Below are 18,098 nucleotides of genomic sequence, written 5' to 3'. Positions count from 1 at the left end.
TCAAAGTCGGTCGTGAGAAGTAAGGATAGGTTTGGAGTAAGAGCGAGGGTGAATTAGCGATTCGGCGGCGCGTTCGCACATATTCCAAATGGAATGCGGAAGCAACGTGAAGGAGAGCATTGCAAGTGTCAGCAAGCTGATTGCGAGGCGATGGAAGATGGGGGTTTGTTTTTTCTCTGTGCTGGGGCCTTGAGTTGTGGGATTTTTCCAGAAGACCTCTGCCCAAATTTTCGTCATAGAGAAGAGGGTTAAGACTCCGACGAGCATTGCAGCCGTAGTCGTTAGATAGGCTTCAATGCTTAATCCAGCGCGGATCAGGGTAAATTTAGCAAAAAATCCGGAAAGGGGCGGCAACCCAGCTAGGGAGAAAGCTGAGAGTGCAAATAGGACAGAGATAAACGGCAGTTGAGCGTATATGCCGCCGAGAAGCTTAAGTTCAGCCGTGCCTTTTGTTTGCCGCACGGTGCCGCAAACAAGAAAAAGGTTTGTTTTCACAATCATGTTGTGAAGGGTGTAGAGGATGCCCGCAGTAAGTGCTGTAGGCGTGCCCCACGCGAGCGCTAAGGTCATATAGCCGACTTGGCTGACGATGTGCACAGAGAGTATTTTTCGCATTTCATAATGTGCTGCAGCGCCGAGAACACCGATCACCATCGTCGCTACAGAGATCCAAAGTAAGAGGTCGTCAAGCGCAAGCTCGTGCAAAGGAATAATCATGCCGAAGACTCGATAAAAAACATACACACCGACTTTGGTTAATAGGCCACCGAATAGGGCTCCAAGCGCATCGGGCAAGGTGGGATAACTTGCCGGGAGCCAGGAGAATAGAGGGAAAAGAGCCGTCTTGATCGAAAATGCCACAAAGAGAAAGAACGCGGGCGGAAGTAGAGAGTTGGAGGCAGGGAGTTGTCGTATTTTTTCAACGAGATCTGCCATATTTAACGTGCCTATTTGCGCATAGAGAAGACCGACTCCAATCAGGAAAAAAGCAGAGGAGAGAAAATTGAGAACGAGATATTTGAGAGCTGCCTCACGCTGTGAACGTTTGCTTCCTAGGGCACAAAGGGCGAAAGAAGCCATGAGCATGACTTCAAACCAGACGAAAAGATTGAATAGGTCACCCGTCAAAAATGCACCGTTCACACCAAAGATAAGGCCTTGGGTTAAAGCTGGAGCATACGGTGATCGTCTTTCATCGGGAGAGTCTCCAAGCCGATAAATTGCGATCACAAAAACGATGAGGTTGCTTACCGTCAGCATCGTTACCGATAAAGGATCTGCAACAAAGGTAATACCGAAAGGCGCTTTCCATGCGCCGAGTTGCATAAATTGTGCGCCATCGGAGAAGACCCTTGACGCGAGCAGGATGCACGTGAGCAACAGCGCACCGCTACCTAATAAGGAAATGAGGTCGACCAACTGTGGACGTTCTCTTAGTAGAATTTGTAAGACAAAGATCGTCAACGGAATCAGAAGGGGCAGAGCTATCAGTAGATCGGTCATGAGTCGCACTCCTTTATCTGATCGGCGTCGTCAGTGGTGAATTCTTTTTGTGTTCGGTAAACTAAGGCCATGGCAAACGCCACCACACCAAAGCCAATTACGATAGCAGTGAGAATCAGCGCTTGAGGAAGAGGATCGGCGTGAGGAGTGGGAGGTTGAGCCTCTCCTTCAGCAATGAGTGGTGCGGTCGCACGGATGAGTCCGGGGGAAACAAAAACGATCACGTTAGCCGTCTGGCTCAAAAGAATGAGGCCAAGTATGATTTTGAGCAGACTTCGTCGAAGAATGAGGTAAGTCGCAGCGGCGAAAAGGCCGCCGATGAGTATAGCGTAGTAAGTTTCCATCAGTTCTGAGCCTCCCAGAAATGAAAAACAAGATTTGTGCTGACTCCTAAGACAACGAGATAGACTCCAATGTCAAAAACCAGTGGAGTGCCGATTTTCAAATGACCAACAACAATAGTCGGGATGCTGAGGTCGAGCCAAAGCCCAGTAAAGTAAGGCTGTGATTGCGCCCAAGCCAGTGCGCCACTGAGGGCAGCTACAGCGAGTCCGAGCGTCATGTAAAGAATCGGATCTATGCGAAGCAAGGCTCGCGCTTTTTCCGGGGAATAAGCCATGGCATAGATCAGAAAAGCGCATCCGGCTAGAAGGCCGCCGATAAAGCCTCCACCAGGCTCGTTGTGCCCGCGAAGAAGAAGAATGATGGAGAGAAGGAGTTGTAAGGGCATGACCCAGCGAAGCGAGATGCGAAAGAGATCTGAGTTCATGAGGTAGTGGAAGTAGTTTTTTTGAGCAGCGCAACAACGCCAATCGCGGCGAGGACTAGGACCGTGATTTCACCCAAAGTGTCGAGTGCTCGAAAATCTACGATGATGACGTTTACTACGTTATGCCCTTTAGCAAGTAGGCTATTTTCTGAGAACCATTTGGAGATCGAAGGATACGTTTGCAGTTGGAGCGCTTGATTGACCGTAAAAGCGACGATGATGCCTACGGTCAATGCAGTGATTGCGTCGCGCATCTTTTGATATGTGCTAGATTTCTGAGTAAACGGGGAGACTTTGGAGAGCAAAATCAGAAGCAAAACGAGGGTCAATGTTTCAACTAAAACTTGCGTAATGGCCAGATCTGGAGCCCCGTAAAAGGCATATATCAAAGCTACGCCGTAACCGATAAATCCTAGGGCAATTACAACCATCAGTCGGGATTGCAGAACACAAGCTGCAAGAGCGGCCTGCAGCATGAGGGCGATAAGAATGAATTCGCCCCATGCTATCGAATGTGTCCCAGTCCATGGTAAGGTGAAGGTCTGTGCTGTGAAATTTGCCCATAATTGCCCCGCAAGTAAGATGGAGACGAACACCATCAAATAACGCCGAAGTAAGCCGTGTTGGATAATGGCGGTCAGGCTTTCTGCTACTCTAAGCATGTAGTGCAAAATCACTTCATAGAGATGGGCTGGAGTAATGTAGTGAAATAGCGAGCGAGGAAGATGCCAAGAACGAAGGCGGTGGCGCATTTTGTAAATTGTAAATCCGATGAGAAGGGTGAGCAGGCTAAGCCCAAGGGAAAGATTGAGGCCATGCCAAAGGGAAAGCTTTACTGTGTGTGGAATGCCTGAAAGATGCGTGACGGCTGAAGAGAGGGAATCGTCTATCCACTGTGGCCATAGCCCAAATATCAAACCTAAAACAGAAAGAATCAATGGCCCAAGCCATAATGAATAAGGCGCCTCATGGGGAATTTTAGGCGTGATGAGGTGCCGACTGATGAAAGGACGCAATCCGCAAATAAAGGCTACTGCAATCATACAACTAAATGTCAACACACCTGCAATCACTAACCAAAGAGCATAGGCGCCACTTTGAAGATTAGCTTCATAGATGATCTCCTTGCTGATGAACCCTTGAAAAGGAGGTATGCCAGCCATAGAAAAAGCTGCTAGAAAACTCGCTGTTGCTGTAATCGGCATTTTTCTCCCCAATCCACCGAGGTAGTGGACATTACGGGTGCCTGTCTCATGGTCGATTGTGCCGGCGACCATAAACAGAGCCCCTTTATACAAGGCATGAACAAGAAGAAAGAGCACGGCAGCTTTTAATGCAAGTGTGTTGCCCACCCCTAAAAGAAGAATTAGAGTCCCGAGTGTGCTAACCGTGGAATAGGCGAGCAGTTTTTTGAGATCGGTCTGCTTCAAGGCCGAGAAAGCACCAAGCAGCATTGTGAAACCACCAAATATCGTGAGACTATACTTCCATGCGAGAGAGCCTGAGAGGACAGGATAAAGCCGTGCTAGAAGAAATACTCCCGCTTTAACCATTGTAGCAGAATGAAGGTAGGCGCTGACGGGAGTCGGTGCAGCCATCGCTGATGGAAGCCAGAAATGAAAAGGAAACTGAGCTGATTTTGTAAAAGCAGCGACTAGAACTAAGGCTAATAGGTATGGGTAGTATGAATCTTGGGTAAGAGATGAGGGATAATTCAAAAGATCCGTGATTGTGACAACGCCCGTCCGCACCTCAATGATGATGATAGCCGCCAATAAAGCTAGACCGCCTAGACCCGTAATCAGAAGAGCTTGTAATGCAGCTTGCCGGGCTTCTTTTCTCTCATGATTAAATCCGATAAGGAGATAGGAGCTTAGACTCGTCATCTCCCAGAAAATGAATAAGAGATAGAGATTATCGGCGCAGACTACTCCAAGCATTGATCCCATGAAGAGAAGAATGAAGGCGTAGAAGCGATCTTCATGATGATGATTTTTGAGGTAGCCTCCACCGTATAAAACGATAAGCATGCCGATTCCACTGACGATAAGAAGCAGAAGATAGCTCAATCCATCCACGCGGAAACATAGGTTAAGACCCAAGGTTGGTGCCCATGGGTAACTTTCAATAAGGACCTGCCTCGCGCTAATTTGGGGAAGTAGACTGAGAAGATAAAAAAACAGTGTAGCGGGAATCAGAGCCAGAAGATGCCCTGTGCACTTTCTACAAACTCTGTAGACCCATGGAGACACAAAAGCACCACAGAAAATGAGCGCTATGAAAATCAGCATGATGATCTTACTTCGGCCATATATAGTAGAGGTAGACAGCGTATCCGCAGAGCAAAAGGCTACCTTTCCAGCGGTTGATTTCCTTGCCAGAAAGCACAATTGCTAAAAGCGCTATTGCAAAAACGAGCATAGTCGTGAGATCGAAAATTGTAATTTCCGATGCACGAAACGGGACTACCAAGCCGGCAATTCCCATGATTGCGAGGATGTTGAAGATGTTGGAACCCACAATGTTCCCAAGCGCAATGTCTGGCTCCTTTTTTAATGCAGCCACCACATTAGTTGCCATCTCAGGAAGACTCGTTCCGGCAGCCACGATTGTTAAACCAATCACTGCTTCTGATACACCAAAATAACGAGCAACAGAGGACGCTCCATTAATTAAAAAATGCGATCCCCCCACCAAAAGCGCCAATCCTCCTATGACGTAGCCGATGTCTAGCCATATGGTGCCTACTGGTTTTTCAAGGCCTTCTTCAAATTCTTTAACAATCTCTTTTTTGTCTTCTTCGCGTTTTGCCATTCGAATAACAACCACCGTGTAAATAACGATCCCTAAAAACAAAATCATAGCTTCCCATCGTGAAATGCCTCGATCTCCAAAAAGACCCAGAAAGAGTATAGTGACTCCAACAAGGATCGGCACATCGAAACGTAGAAGTTGCAACTGTATCCGCAGCGGATGGATCAAAGCAGTGATACTCAAAATAAAAGCGATGTTAAAAATATTCGACCCTACGACGTTACCCGCTGCGATGTTTTCATTCCCCTCTAAGGCTGCTTGCACGCTGACAAAGAGCTCCGGAGCACTTGTGCCAAAGGCTACTACTGTTAATCCAATCACCAGAGACGAGAGACCAAGGCGGAATGCCAAAGCACTACTTCCGCGTATCAATCCTTCCCCACCAAGATAAAGAAAAAAGAGCCCTAGAAATATGTAAAAGGTTGAGATAACGACATCGCTCATGAAGGCCGCAAGTTAGCAGCTTCATCCGCTAAGGCAATGATGAGTCGTTCACATATCCACTGGAGCAGGCCCTTGCAAAGTCTCAATAAACTTACGCATCGCAGGAGATAAGACTCGACCTGAAAGATAAATTATACCCAGCGGTCGATAATAGGGCTTACCTTTGAATTCAATGATGTGCAACGTGCCGTTTTTAGCCTCTTGTTCAACTGTCGCGCGCGGCACAATAGCAATGCCTGCATCTATCTCAACGGCGCGCTTGACCGTCTCGATGTTATCAAATTCCATTACGGTCTGGATTTCAATGTTCTCGGCCCGTAGGATCTTGTCCACGGCACGACGTGTCGGGATGTCGGGTTCAAAGCCAATAAGTTTATAGGGTCTCAAGGCACTTAATGTAATCTCTTGATGTTTTGAAAGAGGATGCTGGGGAGCACAAATGACGACCAGACGATCTTCTCTAAACGGCTCAATTTTGAGAGATTTTCTGCCTGTCGGATAAGCGACAAGGCCGATATCGCTGGCTCCCTCTAATACATCATCATACACTTGATTGGAACGCCGATATTCGACATGCACCTTTACTTGAGGATACTCGCGCAAGAATTTTTTCAAATATGGCGGCAGTTCGTGAAGCCCGATACTGTAAACGGTAGCCACACGAAGCGAACCTGACACGACTTTACGAAGCTCTGACAGGACATTACAAAAATCTGTATATTCCTTGATAATTCTACGCGCAGCTTGGTAGAAAAGCTCACCCTCACGAGTCAATGCAAATCGTTTGCTCGACCGTTCGAGCAGAGGCACTTGGAAACGCGCTTCTAGAGCGCGCAACTGCTGGCTCACGGCTGACTGCGTAATCGAATTATGCGCGGCAGCCTTACTGAAGCTTTTTGTATCAACCAGGTCTCGAAAAATTTTGCAGGCTTCAATTTGCATAGCTTCGGACAGGACCCTCTACTCAAAAAAAATGAACATTAGATTAGCTAATGCAAGGATTATTTATTTTTAACTTAAATTATAATCCAGAACTTCATTACGAAGATTGCCATTCATGGCGGCTTACTTATATTCCGTGCAAATGGCTCAAGCTAGCGCTCCCACTGCCGCAAATCTCACGACGAGCAATAGTATGCCTCATGAAGAGATCGTTCGCCGCACACAGCAGGAATATGCACTTGAAATGTGGGGAGCAGGCTATTTCCACGTAAACGCAGAGGGACACATTGTAGTCAGCCCTCTCGGACCAGGAAGCCGTGAGCTGGACCTGTATAAGATCGTTAACGAAGCGCTGGATTTAGGATTATCGCTGCCGATGTTAGTTCGTTTTCAAGACATACTGAGACACCGAGTTCAACAAATCAACGAGGCCTTTCGGCTAGCGATACAAGAACTAAATTACGCTGGGCAGTATCGCGGCGTATTTCCAATTAAAGTCAACCAACTTCGGGAAGTGGTCGAGGAAGTTATCAGCGCAGGCGCCGAATATCATTTTGGCTTAGAAGTCGGAAGTAAGCCTGAGCTTTTTGCTGCCCTGGCCTTACATCGTGATCCAGAAAGCCTTTTAATATGCAACGGCTATAAAGATGAAGCTTTCATCCGCATGGCTCTCCTTGGCCGTAAATTGGGCAAGAAAGTGATTCTTGTAGTTGAGAAACTAGAAGAGCTATTGACGATAATCCCCTTGAGCGAAGCGATGCAGGTCAATCCGATGATTGGAATCCGAGTCCGTCTTACAACTCGAGGCGCCGGTAAATGGGCTTTAAGCGGCGGAGAAGATGCTAAGTTCGGACTTTCAACTGCTGACGTTCTAGAGGCCTGCCGACTATTGGAAAATCACGGCATGAGAGACAATTTTCGATTACTGCATTTTCATATTGGCTCACAGGTGCCCGACATTTCAATCCTACGCAAAGCAGTCCGAGAAGGCGCTCGTTATTACGCGAAAATCCGAAAGTTAGGTTTCGATAAATTAAATTACCTCGACGTCGGAGGAGGATTAGGCATCGATTACGATGGTTCGCGTTCGATGACTGAGAATAGCACGAACTACACCTTGCAGGAATATGCGCGGTCGGTCGTGAGCCACATCAGAGACATTTGCGCTGAGGAGGGCGTTAGCGTTCCCGACATCGTGAGTGAGAGCGGTCGCGCAGCAGTCGCTCATCACTCAGTTTTGATTTTAGATGTATTTGGATTTATCGAAAAAACCAGGACCCGCACAAGCGACATTATTCAAATTGATGAGATTCAGAGAGGGCAGAATTCTTCAACAGTGGAAAAATACGTTCGCGAGTTGCGCTCTATGCTTTCGACATTGAATAAAAAGAATCGTCGCGAATATTTTCATAATGCAAATGAGATCAAGGAGGACGTAGAGTCGCGGTTTAATGTTGGCATTATTGATCTCCACGAGAAGGCAGCCATCGAGACTCTCTATTGGTTGTTAGCCGAAGCAATTGTCCGCTCCTACGATCAAGCAAAAACCGTGCCAGATGAAGTGAAGGCACTCCGCGCCTCCCTAGCAGCACAGTTTCTATGCAATTTTTCTATTTTTCAATCATTGATCGATCATTGGGGGCTTGGCCAACTCTTCCCCATAGTCCCTATTCATCGTCTTTCTGAGCCGACAAGCTATCGAGGCACATTAGTGGACATCACCTGCGACTCGGATGGGAGAATTTCTCGATTTGTCTCTGGCGAAGATAAAGTTAATCCTACACTCGCTCTTCATCATCCACAGGGCAAACCTTACTACCTTGGTATCTTTCTCATGGGTGCATATCAGGACATAATGGGTGATATGCATAACCTCTTCGGGCGTGTGAATGAAGCTCACATTTTCCTAGATGAAGACGAGCCGGAGGGCTACTACATCGAGGAAACCATCCCCGCTGCCACCATTGCGAAAGTCTTAGAAGATGTGCAATACGATAGCAGTTTTTTGGTTCGTGAAATGAAAGAGCAAATTGACAAGCTGATTAAAGAAGACCATCTACGCCCGAATGAAGGTATGAAGCTTTTAGAAGCCTACGAGAAAGGCCTTCAAGACAACACATATCTACGTTTTCACTGTGATTCTTCGACTTTTAACTCTGATAAAATTTAGTCACTCTCTTTTTGCTCTTCCTTTCGCTTTATCATCAATGCTCTTGGCAAGTGGCGGATGGCCTAGGGGCTGGGTCGGCCTGTGGATTGTGCTGTGCATGATTTTTGCGCGCACTGCGGCCATGGCTTTCAACCGTTGGGCCGATTGGCATCTAGATCAAGCCAATCCCCGAACAGCTAATCGAGCAAAGCTTGCTACGCGAAGACAACTTGCAGTCCTCTTCAGCGTCAGTGTCGTTCTTTTTATCGCTTGTGCTGCGGCAATTAACCTACTTTGCTTTGTGCTAAGTCCACTGGCTGTGATGATTTTTTGTGTCTACTCGTTGATGAAACGTTTTTCATCTGCGAGTCATCTCGTTCTTGGTTTAGCATTGTCTTGCGCGCCGATCGGCGCGTGGATTGCAGTCGAAGGGCATGCGTGGGATCCGCTTCCATGGCTGATCGGAGCAACAGTGATCTTCTGGGTTGCTGGTTTTGATATTATCTACGCCACCCAGGATATCGAGAGTGATCGAGCTTTGAAACTGCATTCCATACCGGCACGGTTCGGCTGGCAGAGGAGTCTATGGATTGCGCGAGTTTTGCATCTAATGGCATGGCTGATTGGGTTACTGGTCGGGTTGAACGGCGATTTTCATGAAGCATATTATGGGATATGGACTGCAGTAGGGATAGTGCTCATCGCTCAGCATTATTGGGCACAAAACAGAACGCCAGCATCTATCCAACGCGCTTTTTTCTACTGCAACATCATCATCAGCCACCTGTTTCTCGCGGCGACAATCCTTGAAGTATGGATTCTCTCTTGAAGCAAATCGGCCTTCATGAAATCTACTGGAAAGTCCTTGAAGGATCTCGGCTTAGTGAGGAAGACGCATTGAAACTCTATCGTTGTCCCAACCTTCCTGCGCTGAGCTATCTCGCTACGATAGCACGCCGCCGTCTGAATGGTGACTCAGCGACTTATGTGCTGAATCGCTACATCAACTATTCGAATGTATGCATTTTGTCCTGCCAGTTTTGTGCATTTGCACGGAAGAAAAATGCTCCAGGAGCTTTCACTTTTGAAATTGAGGAAATTATTCAACAAGCTCGCGAGGCTTATGAACACGGGGTCCGCGAAGTGCACATTGTCGGAGGATTACACCCAAACTTGCCTTGGGATTACTATACGAAGATGATTCGCGGGATAAAAGCCAGTTGTCCAGAGATGTGGATCAAGGCCTTTACAGCGATCGAAATCCGACATCTTGCAGATCGCATTGCTCGAAAACCGGTGAGCGAAGTCCTGAGCGAATTAAAAGATTGTGGCTTAGGTTCATTAACAGGAGGTGGAGCAGAAATTTTTGATGCAACAGTGCGTGATCAGATTTGTAGAGGAAAAGAGAGTGCAGAGGAGTGGCTGGAGGTGCATCGGCTTTGGCATCAAATGGGAGGCCGAAGCACATGCACAATGCTATACGGGCATGTGGAGACCCTGCAGCATCGTGTTGATCATTTACGGCGGCTGCGTGACTTGCAAGACGAGACAGGAGGCTTTACGGCATTCATACCTTTTGCGTTTGAATCCGAAAATAACGCTCTTTCACACATCAAACGATGCACTGCAGTCGAAGATTTGCGGAATATTGCCGTGGCTCGCCTATATCTCGACAATATCCGCCACATCACAGCTTACTGGATCAGCTTAGGATTGCCGTTGGCACAGATCGCTCTCTATTATGGCGCAGATGATTTGCATGGCACGATAACGGTCGAGCGGATCTTTCACATGGCCGGTGCTAGGACGCCACAGGAGCAGACCGCGGAAGAGTTGCGCCAAGCAATTCTGGAAGCTGGTTTTAGGCCTGTGCGGAGGGATACGTGGTATCAACCCGTCGAAGTCGAAGTGCCGGGTTGAGAAACTGAAAGGCGTTTTCGAATTTCCATCTCGAGCTTGGGGTAGTCAGATTCTTGAGGGATCACCTCAGGGATGAGCCACGTCTCACCACTTGCTACATGCTCATAGAGTAGCCAGGAGCCTTTTTCATCCTGCTGTCGAGAGAGAAATTTCAGCTTTCGTTTTCTTTCCAACATTAAAGCCAGAAGTGTGCAAAGTGGGTAATCGTTGGGGTCTTTGGATAATAACAACGAACGCGCAAGGGCCTCAGGGTCTCCATTTGTCGATGAAGGAGCAGGTTTAGGCTCTTGGGGTAGTTTGTAGCGAGATTGCCATTGGCATAGGATTTCGAGGTTAGACGGGCGTTGAGACCATGCCTGCGCGGAATAATCGAGCCGATGCCAATTCTCTTTTGCTGATGCTCGGGCGAGAATTGAGTAAACTATTTCTCCTTCCTGAAAAGGATTATGGGTCAGTGCACAACGACGAGAGCGGGGTTGGATTTGCCAATCTATGAAAGGAGACAGTGCTGACATTGCAAAACGATTAGCACGATTAAGGGCAGTGCAGAGATAAAACTATCGGTTGTATTGTCAACGAAATTTAACAAAATTGCTTGTATGAGTGATTTTTGCTTGATTTTCTGCAGTGTAGTGTAATAATTCGAGTGATTTTTATGTCCGCCCAGAAGTTATCTTCCACTGAAGTTGAGCAACCCGGTGACGTCGATTTCGCATCTGAGGAGTCATCAAAAATACCAAAGAAAACGCTGGACTCGGTGTGGCTTTTGATTGATGGCGTGCGGGTATATGAGTTGAAACCGTTTACATCGGCTCGGATAGGGCGATTGGAAGTCAACGATATCGTTTTCGATGATCACCGCGTGAGCCGCGAGCATGCAGTGCTCAAGCACAGTGGTAATGAGGTGATCCTAGTGGATTTAGCGAGCACGCACGGCACTTACATTGATGGCCAACGGGTGCATCATCAGGTGCTGAATTTTGGGGAGATGTTTTGCATTGTGTCGCATGAACTTCAGCTTTGTCGGGAGCGGCCGACGTTCTCTAATTTTCGTACGACAATTCGCATCTTGAATCCGAGTTCGCACTATGCCACACACCGGCGGTTGCGTTTTTCGGGTGTGTTGGCGGATTTGCCGCTGTTTCGGATTATACAATTTATCCATGATGAAAAACTCAGTGGTGTGATGTTGCTCCAGCCGGAAAATAAGATCGGACCGGTGCTTTATTTCATGGCTGGGGAATTGATTCATGTAGAGAATATGGGGCTTTTGTCGGCCCTGATTACGATGCCGCGTCATGAGCCGGGGTTGCCTTATTTTTTCTATCACGAGACCGACTTTCCCAAGCGCACGATCCATGTATCCACACCAACCTTTTTGATGCAATATTGTCGCAATGAGGAGCTAAGGCTCACGGCACGAGGTCGGCTTTCAAAGTTTGGAACCGGTTACAGCGGTGTCTGCGTGCGTTGAGGTATGCTCAACGAGACGTGGTTCACTTTCGCATGTGCCGTCTTGGGAGTCAGTGTAGGGATACTTGGCACACTTTTGCCGATGATTCCTGGGTTGGGGTTGATTTTCTTTGTGATCGCTGCTGTGAAGCTGCTCCAGCCTGACAGGATTGAGAACATTCTAGTTGTGGCGGCGGCGGTCGCGTGGATAGGATTATGGGTCGCTGAATTTTTTGCTGGGATGCTTGGAGCTAAGCTTTTCGGGGGCACGCGGTGGGGAATGCTGGGCGCGTTGGTAGGAGGGATTATCGGGGTTTTCTTCTTTCCTATTGGAATTATCTTTGGACCGATGATCGGTGCTATCGGGGGTGAACTTTTGGCAGGAAGAAATTCCTTGCCTGAATCCTTTAAAGTTGGCATCGGCGCTGGAGGATCGTTTTTAATCCTCACGGCAATCAAGCTAGCTGCTGCTGTAACGCTCGGGCTTATTTTTATTGCTGATTACTGGGCGGGATCGTGATTTTGAAGGGGAGATGAGTCACGATTTCCTGAGCAATCGCTTCGATGGTTTTTCCTTCGATGTTGAGAGTGTAGTGGGCAAGACGATAGATCGGATCACGTTTAGAAAGCAGATCAGCGAGAATTTTTTGGGGGTCTGGTTTTTGTAGAAGTGGACGATTTTCTGAGAAACGCACTCGTTCCCAGAGCACCTGTGGAGAGGCTTGTAAGTATATGCAGTAGGCGTGGGTGAGTAAAATTTCACGCGGCCGTTCTTGAATGAATAGGCCGCCTCCAGTTGATACGACACTGAGTTCTGAACCTGGCAGTCGCTCAATTACCTCAAGCTCGTGTCTGCGGAAAAAGGCCTCCCCCATGGTATCGAAGATCTCAGCGATAGATTGCCCAGTCTCTCTCTCTATGATGTGATCGATGTCGTGATACGGCCAGTGGATTAATTTGGCTAGGTAACGTCCTACAGTTGTCTTTCCAGAACCCATCATGCCTACCAGAGCGATATGGCGAGGGGTATCAGGAGTAGGGTTATTCACTAAAGTGAAAGTTTGAGCTAGCGCAGTGTTTCGGCTAACTGCCGAGCTGCTTCTTCTCGTAAGCGACGATGATCATCTTCGGTGAGGGTGATAGAGACGACTTTGGCGGTGGTCTGAACGACTAGGCGCGCGATCTCTGCTTTTAGCTCAGTCATCATTTTTTGCCGGTCGAGCTCAATGGCTTCTTTGGCTTTTTGAATGAGGATCTCTGCAGATCGTATGGCCTCTTGGATTTTGCGTTGAGACTGAGCTTCAGCTGTCTTCATAGCTTCGGCGATGAGGGCGTTGGCTTGTTCGTTCGCTCGGGAAAGGATGTCTTTACGCTGCTGCTCGGCTTGAGCTAATTCTTGCTGAATCCGTTCGGCATTGCGAACGGATTCAGCAATTTTTTGTTGGCGCTCATCGAGAAGTCGAATGATTTTGCGGAATGCAAAATGCCAAAGGATTAGCAGCACTAGCCCAAAATTCACCGCTTGGGCTATGAGTTTAGGCCAGTTAACCTCTAACCTCTGGAGAATCTCTGCGATGGCGTCCATAATGGGGAGGCTTGGAGTAAGGAGGGTTATTTGCTTAATAGGAAGAAGGCCAGAATGGCTAGGCCTTCTACAAAGGCCATTCCGAGGAGTCCGACGATAAAGATATTGCCGAACGCTCCTGGATTGCGACCAATGGATTCTGCAGCTTTAGCCGCCACCATTGCAACTCCGAAAGCGGCTCCAAGCCCGACCATTCCCGCAGCAATTTGGTTACCGTTGATACTGATTTGGCTGATTGCTTCAGCGATTAATGTTGGGTTCATATTTTGGTAGTTTGGGTTGTTTTGTCTCGCTCTCGCGCTCTTTGGCACGATCCAGCGAGGCAAAGGGATTTCTCTACATCCTATGCATGAGCCTCTTGGTGATGAGAATCGCTATGCGAGCATAGAGTGCCTACAAACGCAATGCAAAGCATTGTGAATACTACCGCTTGCACGATAGCGACAATAATTTCTAAAAAGTAAAACGGGAGAGCTATCAGGCCCCCTCCTATTCCAAGCATGACCGTGAGCACGCTTTCCCCGCCGTAAATGTTTCCGTAGAGACGCATGGAGAGTGCAACAGGGCGAATGATTAACGAAACCACTTCTATCAGTCCCACTCCGAAAAAGATTAAAGACATGAAGAGATACATCAGGCCTTTTGTGGGGGCCTTTACGCCAAAGATGTGTTGAAAAAGTCCCAGGACCCCGTTGTATTTTAGAGCCCACCACAAACTCATGAAGAAGAATATAGCAGAGAGCGCGATAGTCATGTTTGCATCCGCGGTAGGTGGGCGAAATATAGGCTGGTGATTGTATTTTATGCTTCCGACTCCGGGCAACAGTCCCATCAGGTTAGACATAAGGATAAATATAAAGTAGCTTGCTATGAGTGGATAGACCCATCGGACAACTTTGGGCTCGAGCATTGAATTCATCAAGTTGCGAAGCCCGTCTATGACTAGCTCGAGTAGATTTTGCCAACGATTGGTGGGAATTTCAGATAAGTTTCGGGTGCCAAGACGAATCACGAAAATGATGACTGCTGCGACGACCCACGTGTAAAGCATGGAATTGGTGATGGGGATAGGACCGATTTCAAAAAGCGTGGGTGCACCGGGAGAGAGAACAGGTCCTTTGTCTGGTGCTGAAGCTAGAAGAAACATAAGCAGGCTGTATAGAGGAGGCGATACAGCCGGTCAATCATTTCCATCTGAGATTTTTTAGCGAGGAATGAGCAGAGTTTAGTAGGACTCTGCATGGCGTGTATTTTTATTGCGTTCCTCTATGAATTGTTGATTGAGCTTACGATACTTGGCTAGCAACTCGTCATAATCTTTCTTGAGGAACCGAAGCTCTTGCTCGAGTTGGCGAATTTGTTGATCTTTAGGATTGTGAATCGGAAGACCCGTCATTGCATCATCGCTGGCAACAGGCCGGGCATGAACAGGTTCTTCGTTAGATACCCTCTCCGATTGATAGTGCATCGTAGGCTGATGGCTTTTTGAATATGTATCTGGAAGAGGTATGGATTTATCAAAAAGCTCAGCCACCGTTTTTACCGTATGGGTCTTCAAATTCTTAACAATCGTCTCGTCTTTGATCAGTCCCTCACGATAGAATTCCTCGATGGCTCCTATTGTGGTTGGACCGTAAAAGTGTGGAGGATCTATTTGAACTTCCCAATCCATTTCAAGAAATGCATACTCATGTGCTGGCTTCCAGTTGTCGTCGTTTTGATCAACATAGTCTTCAGGAGCAATCTGGGAATTTTGTGCCCAATTCCGTATTTCCTCTTTGCTAACTGGACCATAGATCGGGCCGTCACTGCCTTTACGCAAACGCCATACGTCTTGATTACGCGCGGTGTCAGTGATTCCTTCGAGTGGTAGTGTTGGTTCCTTCATTATTGGATATCCTCCTTGTTATTAATAAAAGTTTAGCGTTTGGATGGTGCCTTGGGAATGTAGATTTTTTGACCTGCTACGAGGGTATCTGTTTTTTTAAGGTTATTTTCCTCGAGAACTTCTTCAAGCGTTGCATCGGTAGCCCCTTGCTGACGATAGGCCTGGACAATGCTAAATAGGGTCTGTCCTTTTTTGACTTCATGAACGTAATATTCACGGCCAGATTGTCTTTGTGAGTCGGCGTGATGATAATCTTCAGGGAGAGATTCTTCGTCCGTGGAAACTGCTCGGGTTGTGTGTTTTGAACTTTTTTGGGAAGGTTTATTCTTTTTTTGTGCTTCGACAGAAAGCCGGCTTACTTCATTTACAAGGACTTCCCGTTGAGCATTGAGAGATTTTTCCGACCGTTCTAAATCGGCTCGGAGCTTCTGGATTAATGCTTGTTGTTCGTTGAGATCGGAGCGAAGACGGCGATTTTCTTCCTTCAGTTGTTGTATTTCCTTGTAAAGAGACTCGAGTTGGATTCGTTGGGATTCGTCGCTGAGCTTTACGTTTTCAATCTCATCTATTGCTTTGAGTAGACGCAGACGTGCAGCTTCAATTTCTTCGCTGGCAGCCGGATCGGATGCCGACTGAGCAAATGATAACGTCTGCCAGGCAATGAAATTTGTAATGAATGAACATACCACAACGCGGGTCAAATGTGTCCGTAAGATGCTGAGAATGCCACTCATGACAAGAGTTTATTCTTTGATTGTAAAATTGACAAGTGCAACAGCGGCATCATTCACTTCATGGCCGCGGCGCATCACCAATTTCAATACCCAAGTTTTGTGCAACACGAATTGCGTCCGGTGGCAATGGATTGGGGCGGCCTAATATGCTTTTCAAATCTTGAAGGATTATGGTGTTTCCAAGCAGGGCAGTCATTTTTCCACTTTCTCCTTTTATGAGTGCTTGAACAGCCATTTCTCCCATACGACTTGCTAGGAGACGGTCGAAGTGTGTCGGGCTACCTCCTCGTTGGACGTGGCCGAGCACAGTAAGGCGAAGTTCCTGTCGCACAGTTTTGCCAATAGCAAGCGCTTCCTCTTTGAGCCTTCGCATAAACTCTGCTCCACTCATGACTCCCTCTGCGACGATGATGACACTGTTGTTGTGTTTACTGGCAAAACGTTTTTCCAAAGTATCAATTATCCGAGGAAAGTTGTATGGGAATTCGGGAATAACAGCAACTTGCGAACCAGTAGAAATCGTAGTCATCAGAGCCAGATAACCGCATTGTCTTCCCATCACTTCAACCACAAAACATCGTCTGTGTGATGAGGCTGTAGCTTTGATCATATCCACAAGGGAAATAATCGTGTTTAAGGCTGTATCCACTCCGATGCCTGCATCTGTGCCATAAATGTCGTTATCAATTGTGCCGGGGATTCCTATCGTCGGGAAACCTAGGTTGTGTAGTGCTAAAGCTCCATGGAGAGAGCCATCACCGCCGATGACGACAAGTCCATCTATTTTGCGACGCCGAAGAATTTCGACAGCCTCGCGTTGTTTATCTTCGCTAAGAAACGCTGCACATCTAGCTGTTTGAAGAAATGTCCCACCTTCACGGTTTTTCCCGCTTACCACCAGGGCGTCCAAAGGGATAAACTCATCGTCGAGTAAGCCTTGGTAGCCGTTCTTAATGCCCCACACTCTAAGCCCGATATGCAAAGCAGCTCTTGTGATAGAGCGTATAGCCGGGTTCATGCCTGGAGAATCGCCCCCTGATGTTAGAACTGCTAGGCTTCGCATGGCTCTCTTGGCGGTTGTCAGGGCTTATCAGAAACAGAGAGCGATCAGGCCTTTATTTTCTTCAAAATGGGAAGCCCTGTGCGTGTGTTTTCAGAAACTTGATAACCTTCTGGAAGATGATCAATCGCACCCTCTTGTATTTGAGGGCTGAAGAAAAATAGCGTAACTTCATGTCCGCCACGCAGTTTTTGTTTACGTGAGTGGAGATAAAAGGTTTTTCCGTTTTTACTACTGACTACACTGTATGGCATACTACGAATATCACCGTTTTACTAAATCAGGCCTGCTTTCTTCAGAGTCGCGTAGGCTCCTTTACGTGTGATGGTTTTGAGAGCACGTGTTGATAAACGCAAGGATACAGTTTTGCCTATTTCTGGTATGTAGATCCTTTTTCTTTTAAGATTAGGCAAAAAAACTCTCGGGGTGTTGGCAGTAACATGCGTGCCGATGCCACCTTTCTTTTTCGCCTTACCGCTGCGGCAGATAATGTGGCCTTTGCGTGGGGACTTTCCAGTTACTTCACATCGTCTAGACATAACAATCAATACGTTGAATATTTATTTAAGCAATAGAAGAGTGCGCGCGCGCTTTATCTCGCGAGTTAGTTTACGATGAAGTCTAAGCGGCATACCTGTGACCCGCCTTGGCAAAATACGCCCATTCTCAGTCGTAAATTTCTTCAGAAGTTCTGTGTTTAGGATATCGATCGCCTCGGCATTTATATCAATACGCCGTTTTCGAGCCACACGTCGAGGTTTGGGAGCTTTCCTCAGATTTTTCTTGTTCTTGTTTACACTCATATCATTAAGTCCATATCATTAATTCCTTATTAACT

22 protein-coding genes are annotated in these 18,098 nt (G+C 47.2%); 5 read left to right on the top strand and 17 right to left on the bottom strand.

Features of this window, described 5'->3' with window-relative positions; all coding sequences use genetic code 11:
• The 6 genes from NZM04_07775 to NZM04_07750 form a co-directional block, all read right to left on the bottom strand.
• Nucleotides 1–1,503 (bottom strand): hypothetical protein, encoded by a 1,503-nt coding sequence (locus tag NZM04_07775; protein MCS7063922.1) that lies wholly within the window; start codon nucleotides 1,501–1,503, stop codon nucleotides 1–3.
• Nucleotides 1,500–1,847: an NADH-quinone oxidoreductase subunit K gene (locus NZM04_07770; protein ID MCS7063921.1), complete on the bottom strand. Its 348-nt coding sequence runs from the start codon at nucleotides 1,845–1,847 to the stop codon at nucleotides 1,500–1,502. Before NZM04_07770 ends, NZM04_07775 begins: the two co-directional genes overlap by 4 nt.
• The gene (locus NZM04_07765; GenBank protein MCS7063920.1) at nucleotides 1,847–2,272 is read right to left on the bottom strand and encodes a hypothetical protein; all 426 of its coding nucleotides are present in this window, start codon (nucleotides 2,270–2,272) and stop codon (nucleotides 1,847–1,849) included. Before NZM04_07765 ends, NZM04_07770 begins: the two co-directional genes overlap by 1 nt.
• On the bottom strand, nucleotides 2,269–4,374 hold the full coding sequence (locus NZM04_07760) for a DUF4040 domain-containing protein (protein MCS7063919.1): 2,106 nt from the start codon (nucleotides 4,372–4,374) through the stop codon (nucleotides 2,269–2,271). The genes NZM04_07765 and NZM04_07760 overlap by 4 nt, the downstream gene beginning before the upstream one ends.
• Nucleotides 4,375–4,570: 196 nt before the next feature.
• Entirely contained in the window at nucleotides 4,571–5,530 is a 960-nt protein-coding gene (locus NZM04_07755; protein MCS7063918.1) for a calcium/sodium antiporter, read from the bottom strand.
• Nucleotides 5,531–5,578: 48 nt separating this feature from the next.
• Complete coding sequence (locus NZM04_07750) at nucleotides 5,579–6,472, bottom strand: LysR family transcriptional regulator (protein ID MCS7063917.1); 894 nt, start codon at nucleotides 6,470–6,472, stop codon at nucleotides 5,579–5,581.
• A gap of 193 nt (nucleotides 6,473–6,665) precedes the next feature.
• Between NZM04_07750 and speA the strand changes: the two genes are divergently transcribed.
• The 3 genes from speA to mqnE are packed head-to-tail and all read left to right on the top strand — an operon-like array spanning nucleotide 6,666 to nucleotide 10,541.
• On the top strand, nucleotides 6,666–8,642 hold the full coding sequence (gene speA / locus NZM04_07745; protein MCS7063916.1) for a biosynthetic arginine decarboxylase: 1,977 nt from the start codon (nucleotides 6,666–6,668) through the stop codon (nucleotides 8,640–8,642).
• Nucleotides 8,608–9,450, top strand: coding sequence for a putative 4-hydroxybenzoate polyprenyltransferase (gene ubiA, locus NZM04_07740; protein MCS7063915.1), 843 nt, complete (start codon nucleotides 8,608–8,610; stop codon nucleotides 9,448–9,450). Before speA ends, ubiA begins: the two co-directional genes overlap by 35 nt.
• Complete coding sequence (gene mqnE, locus NZM04_07735) at nucleotides 9,435–10,541, top strand: aminofutalosine synthase MqnE (GenBank protein ID MCS7063914.1); 1,107 nt, start codon at nucleotides 9,435–9,437, stop codon at nucleotides 10,539–10,541. The genes ubiA and mqnE overlap by 16 nt, the downstream gene beginning before the upstream one ends.
• Here the strand turns inward: mqnE and NZM04_07730 are convergent.
• Nucleotides 10,511–11,056 (bottom strand): hypothetical protein, encoded by a 546-nt coding sequence (locus NZM04_07730; GenBank protein MCS7063913.1) that lies wholly within the window; start codon nucleotides 11,054–11,056, stop codon nucleotides 10,511–10,513. The two genes, mqnE and NZM04_07730, sit on opposite strands and share 31 nt — an antisense overlap.
• A 140-nt stretch (nucleotides 11,057–11,196) precedes the next feature.
• Between NZM04_07730 and NZM04_07725 the strand changes: the two genes are divergently transcribed.
• Nucleotides 11,197–12,015 (top strand): FHA domain-containing protein, encoded by an 819-nt coding sequence (locus NZM04_07725; GenBank protein MCS7063912.1) that lies wholly within the window; start codon nucleotides 11,197–11,199, stop codon nucleotides 12,013–12,015.
• Nucleotides 12,016–12,018: 3 nt separating this feature from the next.
• On the top strand, nucleotides 12,019–12,513 hold the full coding sequence (locus NZM04_07720; GenBank protein ID MCS7063911.1) for a DUF456 domain-containing protein: 495 nt from the start codon (nucleotides 12,019–12,021) through the stop codon (nucleotides 12,511–12,513).
• On the opposite strand, the gene NZM04_07715 is transcribed toward NZM04_07720, so the two are convergent.
• From NZM04_07715 to rpsR, 10 genes are all read right to left on the bottom strand, one after another.
• Complete coding sequence (locus tag NZM04_07715; GenBank protein MCS7063910.1) at nucleotides 12,485–13,042, bottom strand: shikimate kinase; 558 nt, start codon at nucleotides 13,040–13,042, stop codon at nucleotides 12,485–12,487. The genes NZM04_07720 and NZM04_07715 overlap by 29 nt on opposite strands.
• A 17-nt stretch (nucleotides 13,043–13,059) precedes the next feature.
• On the bottom strand, nucleotides 13,060–13,578 hold the full coding sequence (atpF, locus tag NZM04_07710) for a F0F1 ATP synthase subunit B (protein MCS7063909.1): 519 nt from the start codon (nucleotides 13,576–13,578) through the stop codon (nucleotides 13,060–13,062).
• Nucleotides 13,579–13,604: 26 nt separating this feature from the next.
• The gene (locus NZM04_07705; protein ID MCS7063908.1) at nucleotides 13,605–13,841 is read right to left on the bottom strand and encodes an ATP synthase F0 subunit C; all 237 of its coding nucleotides are present in this window, start codon (nucleotides 13,839–13,841) and stop codon (nucleotides 13,605–13,607) included.
• Nucleotides 13,842–13,921: 80 nt separating this feature from the next.
• Entirely contained in the window at nucleotides 13,922–14,725 is an 804-nt protein-coding gene (locus NZM04_07700; protein ID MCS7063907.1) for a F0F1 ATP synthase subunit A, read from the bottom strand.
• A gap of 78 nt (nucleotides 14,726–14,803) precedes the next feature.
• A complete protein-coding gene (locus tag NZM04_07695; GenBank protein MCS7063906.1) occupies nucleotides 14,804–15,466 on the bottom strand; it encodes a GYF domain-containing protein in 663 nt (220 codons plus the stop codon).
• Between the two features lie 32 nt (nucleotides 15,467–15,498).
• Nucleotides 15,499–16,200 (bottom strand): LysM peptidoglycan-binding domain-containing protein, encoded by a 702-nt coding sequence (locus NZM04_07690; GenBank protein ID MCS7063905.1) that lies wholly within the window; start codon nucleotides 16,198–16,200, stop codon nucleotides 15,499–15,501.
• A gap of 58 nt (nucleotides 16,201–16,258) precedes the next feature.
• A complete protein-coding gene (locus NZM04_07685; GenBank protein MCS7063904.1) occupies nucleotides 16,259–17,263 on the bottom strand; it encodes a 6-phosphofructokinase in 1,005 nt (334 codons plus the stop codon).
• Between the two features lie 44 nt (nucleotides 17,264–17,307).
• On the bottom strand, nucleotides 17,308–17,514 hold the full coding sequence (locus NZM04_07680) for a hypothetical protein (protein MCS7063903.1): 207 nt from the start codon (nucleotides 17,512–17,514) through the stop codon (nucleotides 17,308–17,310).
• Nucleotides 17,515–17,535: 21 nt separating this feature from the next.
• A complete protein-coding gene (gene rpmB, locus NZM04_07675) occupies nucleotides 17,536–17,799 on the bottom strand; it encodes a 50S ribosomal protein L28 (protein ID MCS7063902.1) in 264 nt (87 codons plus the stop codon).
• Nucleotides 17,800–17,820: 21 nt separating this feature from the next.
• Nucleotides 17,821–18,063 carry a 30S ribosomal protein S18 gene (rpsR, locus tag NZM04_07670; protein MCS7063901.1) on the bottom strand — a complete coding sequence of 81 codons (243 nt, stop codon included), beginning with the start codon at nucleotides 18,061–18,063 and terminating at the stop codon, nucleotides 17,821–17,823.
• Nucleotides 18,064–18,098: the final 35 nt, after the last annotated feature.

This window comes from Candidatus Methylacidiphilales bacterium (assembly GCA_025056655.1).
In the GTDB taxonomy this organism is placed as follows: domain Bacteria; phylum Verrucomicrobiota; class Verrucomicrobiia; order Methylacidiphilales; family JANWVL01; genus JANWVL01.
Note: the sequence above shows the minus strand (reverse complement) of the source record. Positions and strands in the feature narration are given on the sequence as shown.

Coding starts and splice junctions, on each gene's coding strand:
- NZM04_07775 (MCS7063922.1), bottom strand. CDS start 1,503: ATGACCGATCTACTGATAGCTCTGCCCCTTCTGATTCCGTTGACGATC.
- NZM04_07770 (MCS7063921.1), bottom strand. CDS start 1,847: ATGGAAACTTACTACGCTATACTCATCGGCGGCCTTTTCGCCGCTGCG.
- NZM04_07765 (MCS7063920.1), bottom strand. CDS start 2,272: ATGAACTCAGATCTCTTTCGCATCTCGCTTCGCTGGGTCATGCCCTTA.
- NZM04_07755 (MCS7063918.1), bottom strand. CDS start 5,530: ATGAGCGATGTCGTTATCTCAACCTTTTACATATTTCTAGGGCTCTTT.
- NZM04_07750 (MCS7063917.1), bottom strand. CDS start 6,472: ATGCAAATTGAAGCCTGCAAAATTTTTCGAGACCTGGTTGATACAAAA.
- speA (MCS7063916.1), top strand. CDS start 6,666: ATGCCTCATGAAGAGATCGTTCGCCGCACACAGCAGGAATATGCACTT.
- mqnE (MCS7063914.1), top strand. CDS start 9,435: ATGGATTCTCTCTTGAAGCAAATCGGCCTTCATGAAATCTACTGGAAA.
- NZM04_07730 (MCS7063913.1), bottom strand. CDS start 11,056: ATGTCAGCACTGTCTCCTTTCATAGATTGGCAAATCCAACCCCGCTCT.
- NZM04_07725 (MCS7063912.1), top strand. CDS start 11,197: ATGTCCGCCCAGAAGTTATCTTCCACTGAAGTTGAGCAACCCGGTGAC.
- NZM04_07720 (MCS7063911.1), top strand. CDS start 12,019: ATGCTCAACGAGACGTGGTTCACTTTCGCATGTGCCGTCTTGGGAGTC.
- atpF (MCS7063909.1), bottom strand. CDS start 13,578: ATGGACGCCATCGCAGAGATTCTCCAGAGGTTAGAGGTTAACTGGCCT.
- NZM04_07705 (MCS7063908.1), bottom strand. CDS start 13,841: ATGAACCCAACATTAATCGCTGAAGCAATCAGCCAAATCAGTATCAAC.
- NZM04_07700 (MCS7063907.1), bottom strand. CDS start 14,725: ATGTTTCTTCTAGCTTCAGCACCAGACAAAGGACCTGTTCTCTCTCCC.
- NZM04_07695 (MCS7063906.1), bottom strand. CDS start 15,466: ATGAAGGAACCAACACTACCACTCGAAGGAATCACTGACACCGCGCGT.
- NZM04_07690 (MCS7063905.1), bottom strand. CDS start 16,200: ATGAGTGGCATTCTCAGCATCTTACGGACACATTTGACCCGCGTTGTG.
- NZM04_07685 (MCS7063904.1), bottom strand. CDS start 17,263: ATGCGAAGCCTAGCAGTTCTAACATCAGGGGGCGATTCTCCAGGCATG.
- NZM04_07680 (MCS7063903.1), bottom strand. CDS start 17,514: ATGCCATACAGTGTAGTCAGTAGTAAAAACGGAAAAACCTTTTATCTC.
- rpmB (MCS7063902.1), bottom strand. CDS start 17,799: ATGTCTAGACGATGTGAAGTAACTGGAAAGTCCCCACGCAAAGGCCAC.
- rpsR (MCS7063901.1), bottom strand. CDS start 18,063: ATGAGTGTAAACAAGAACAAGAAAAATCTGAGGAAAGCTCCCAAACCT.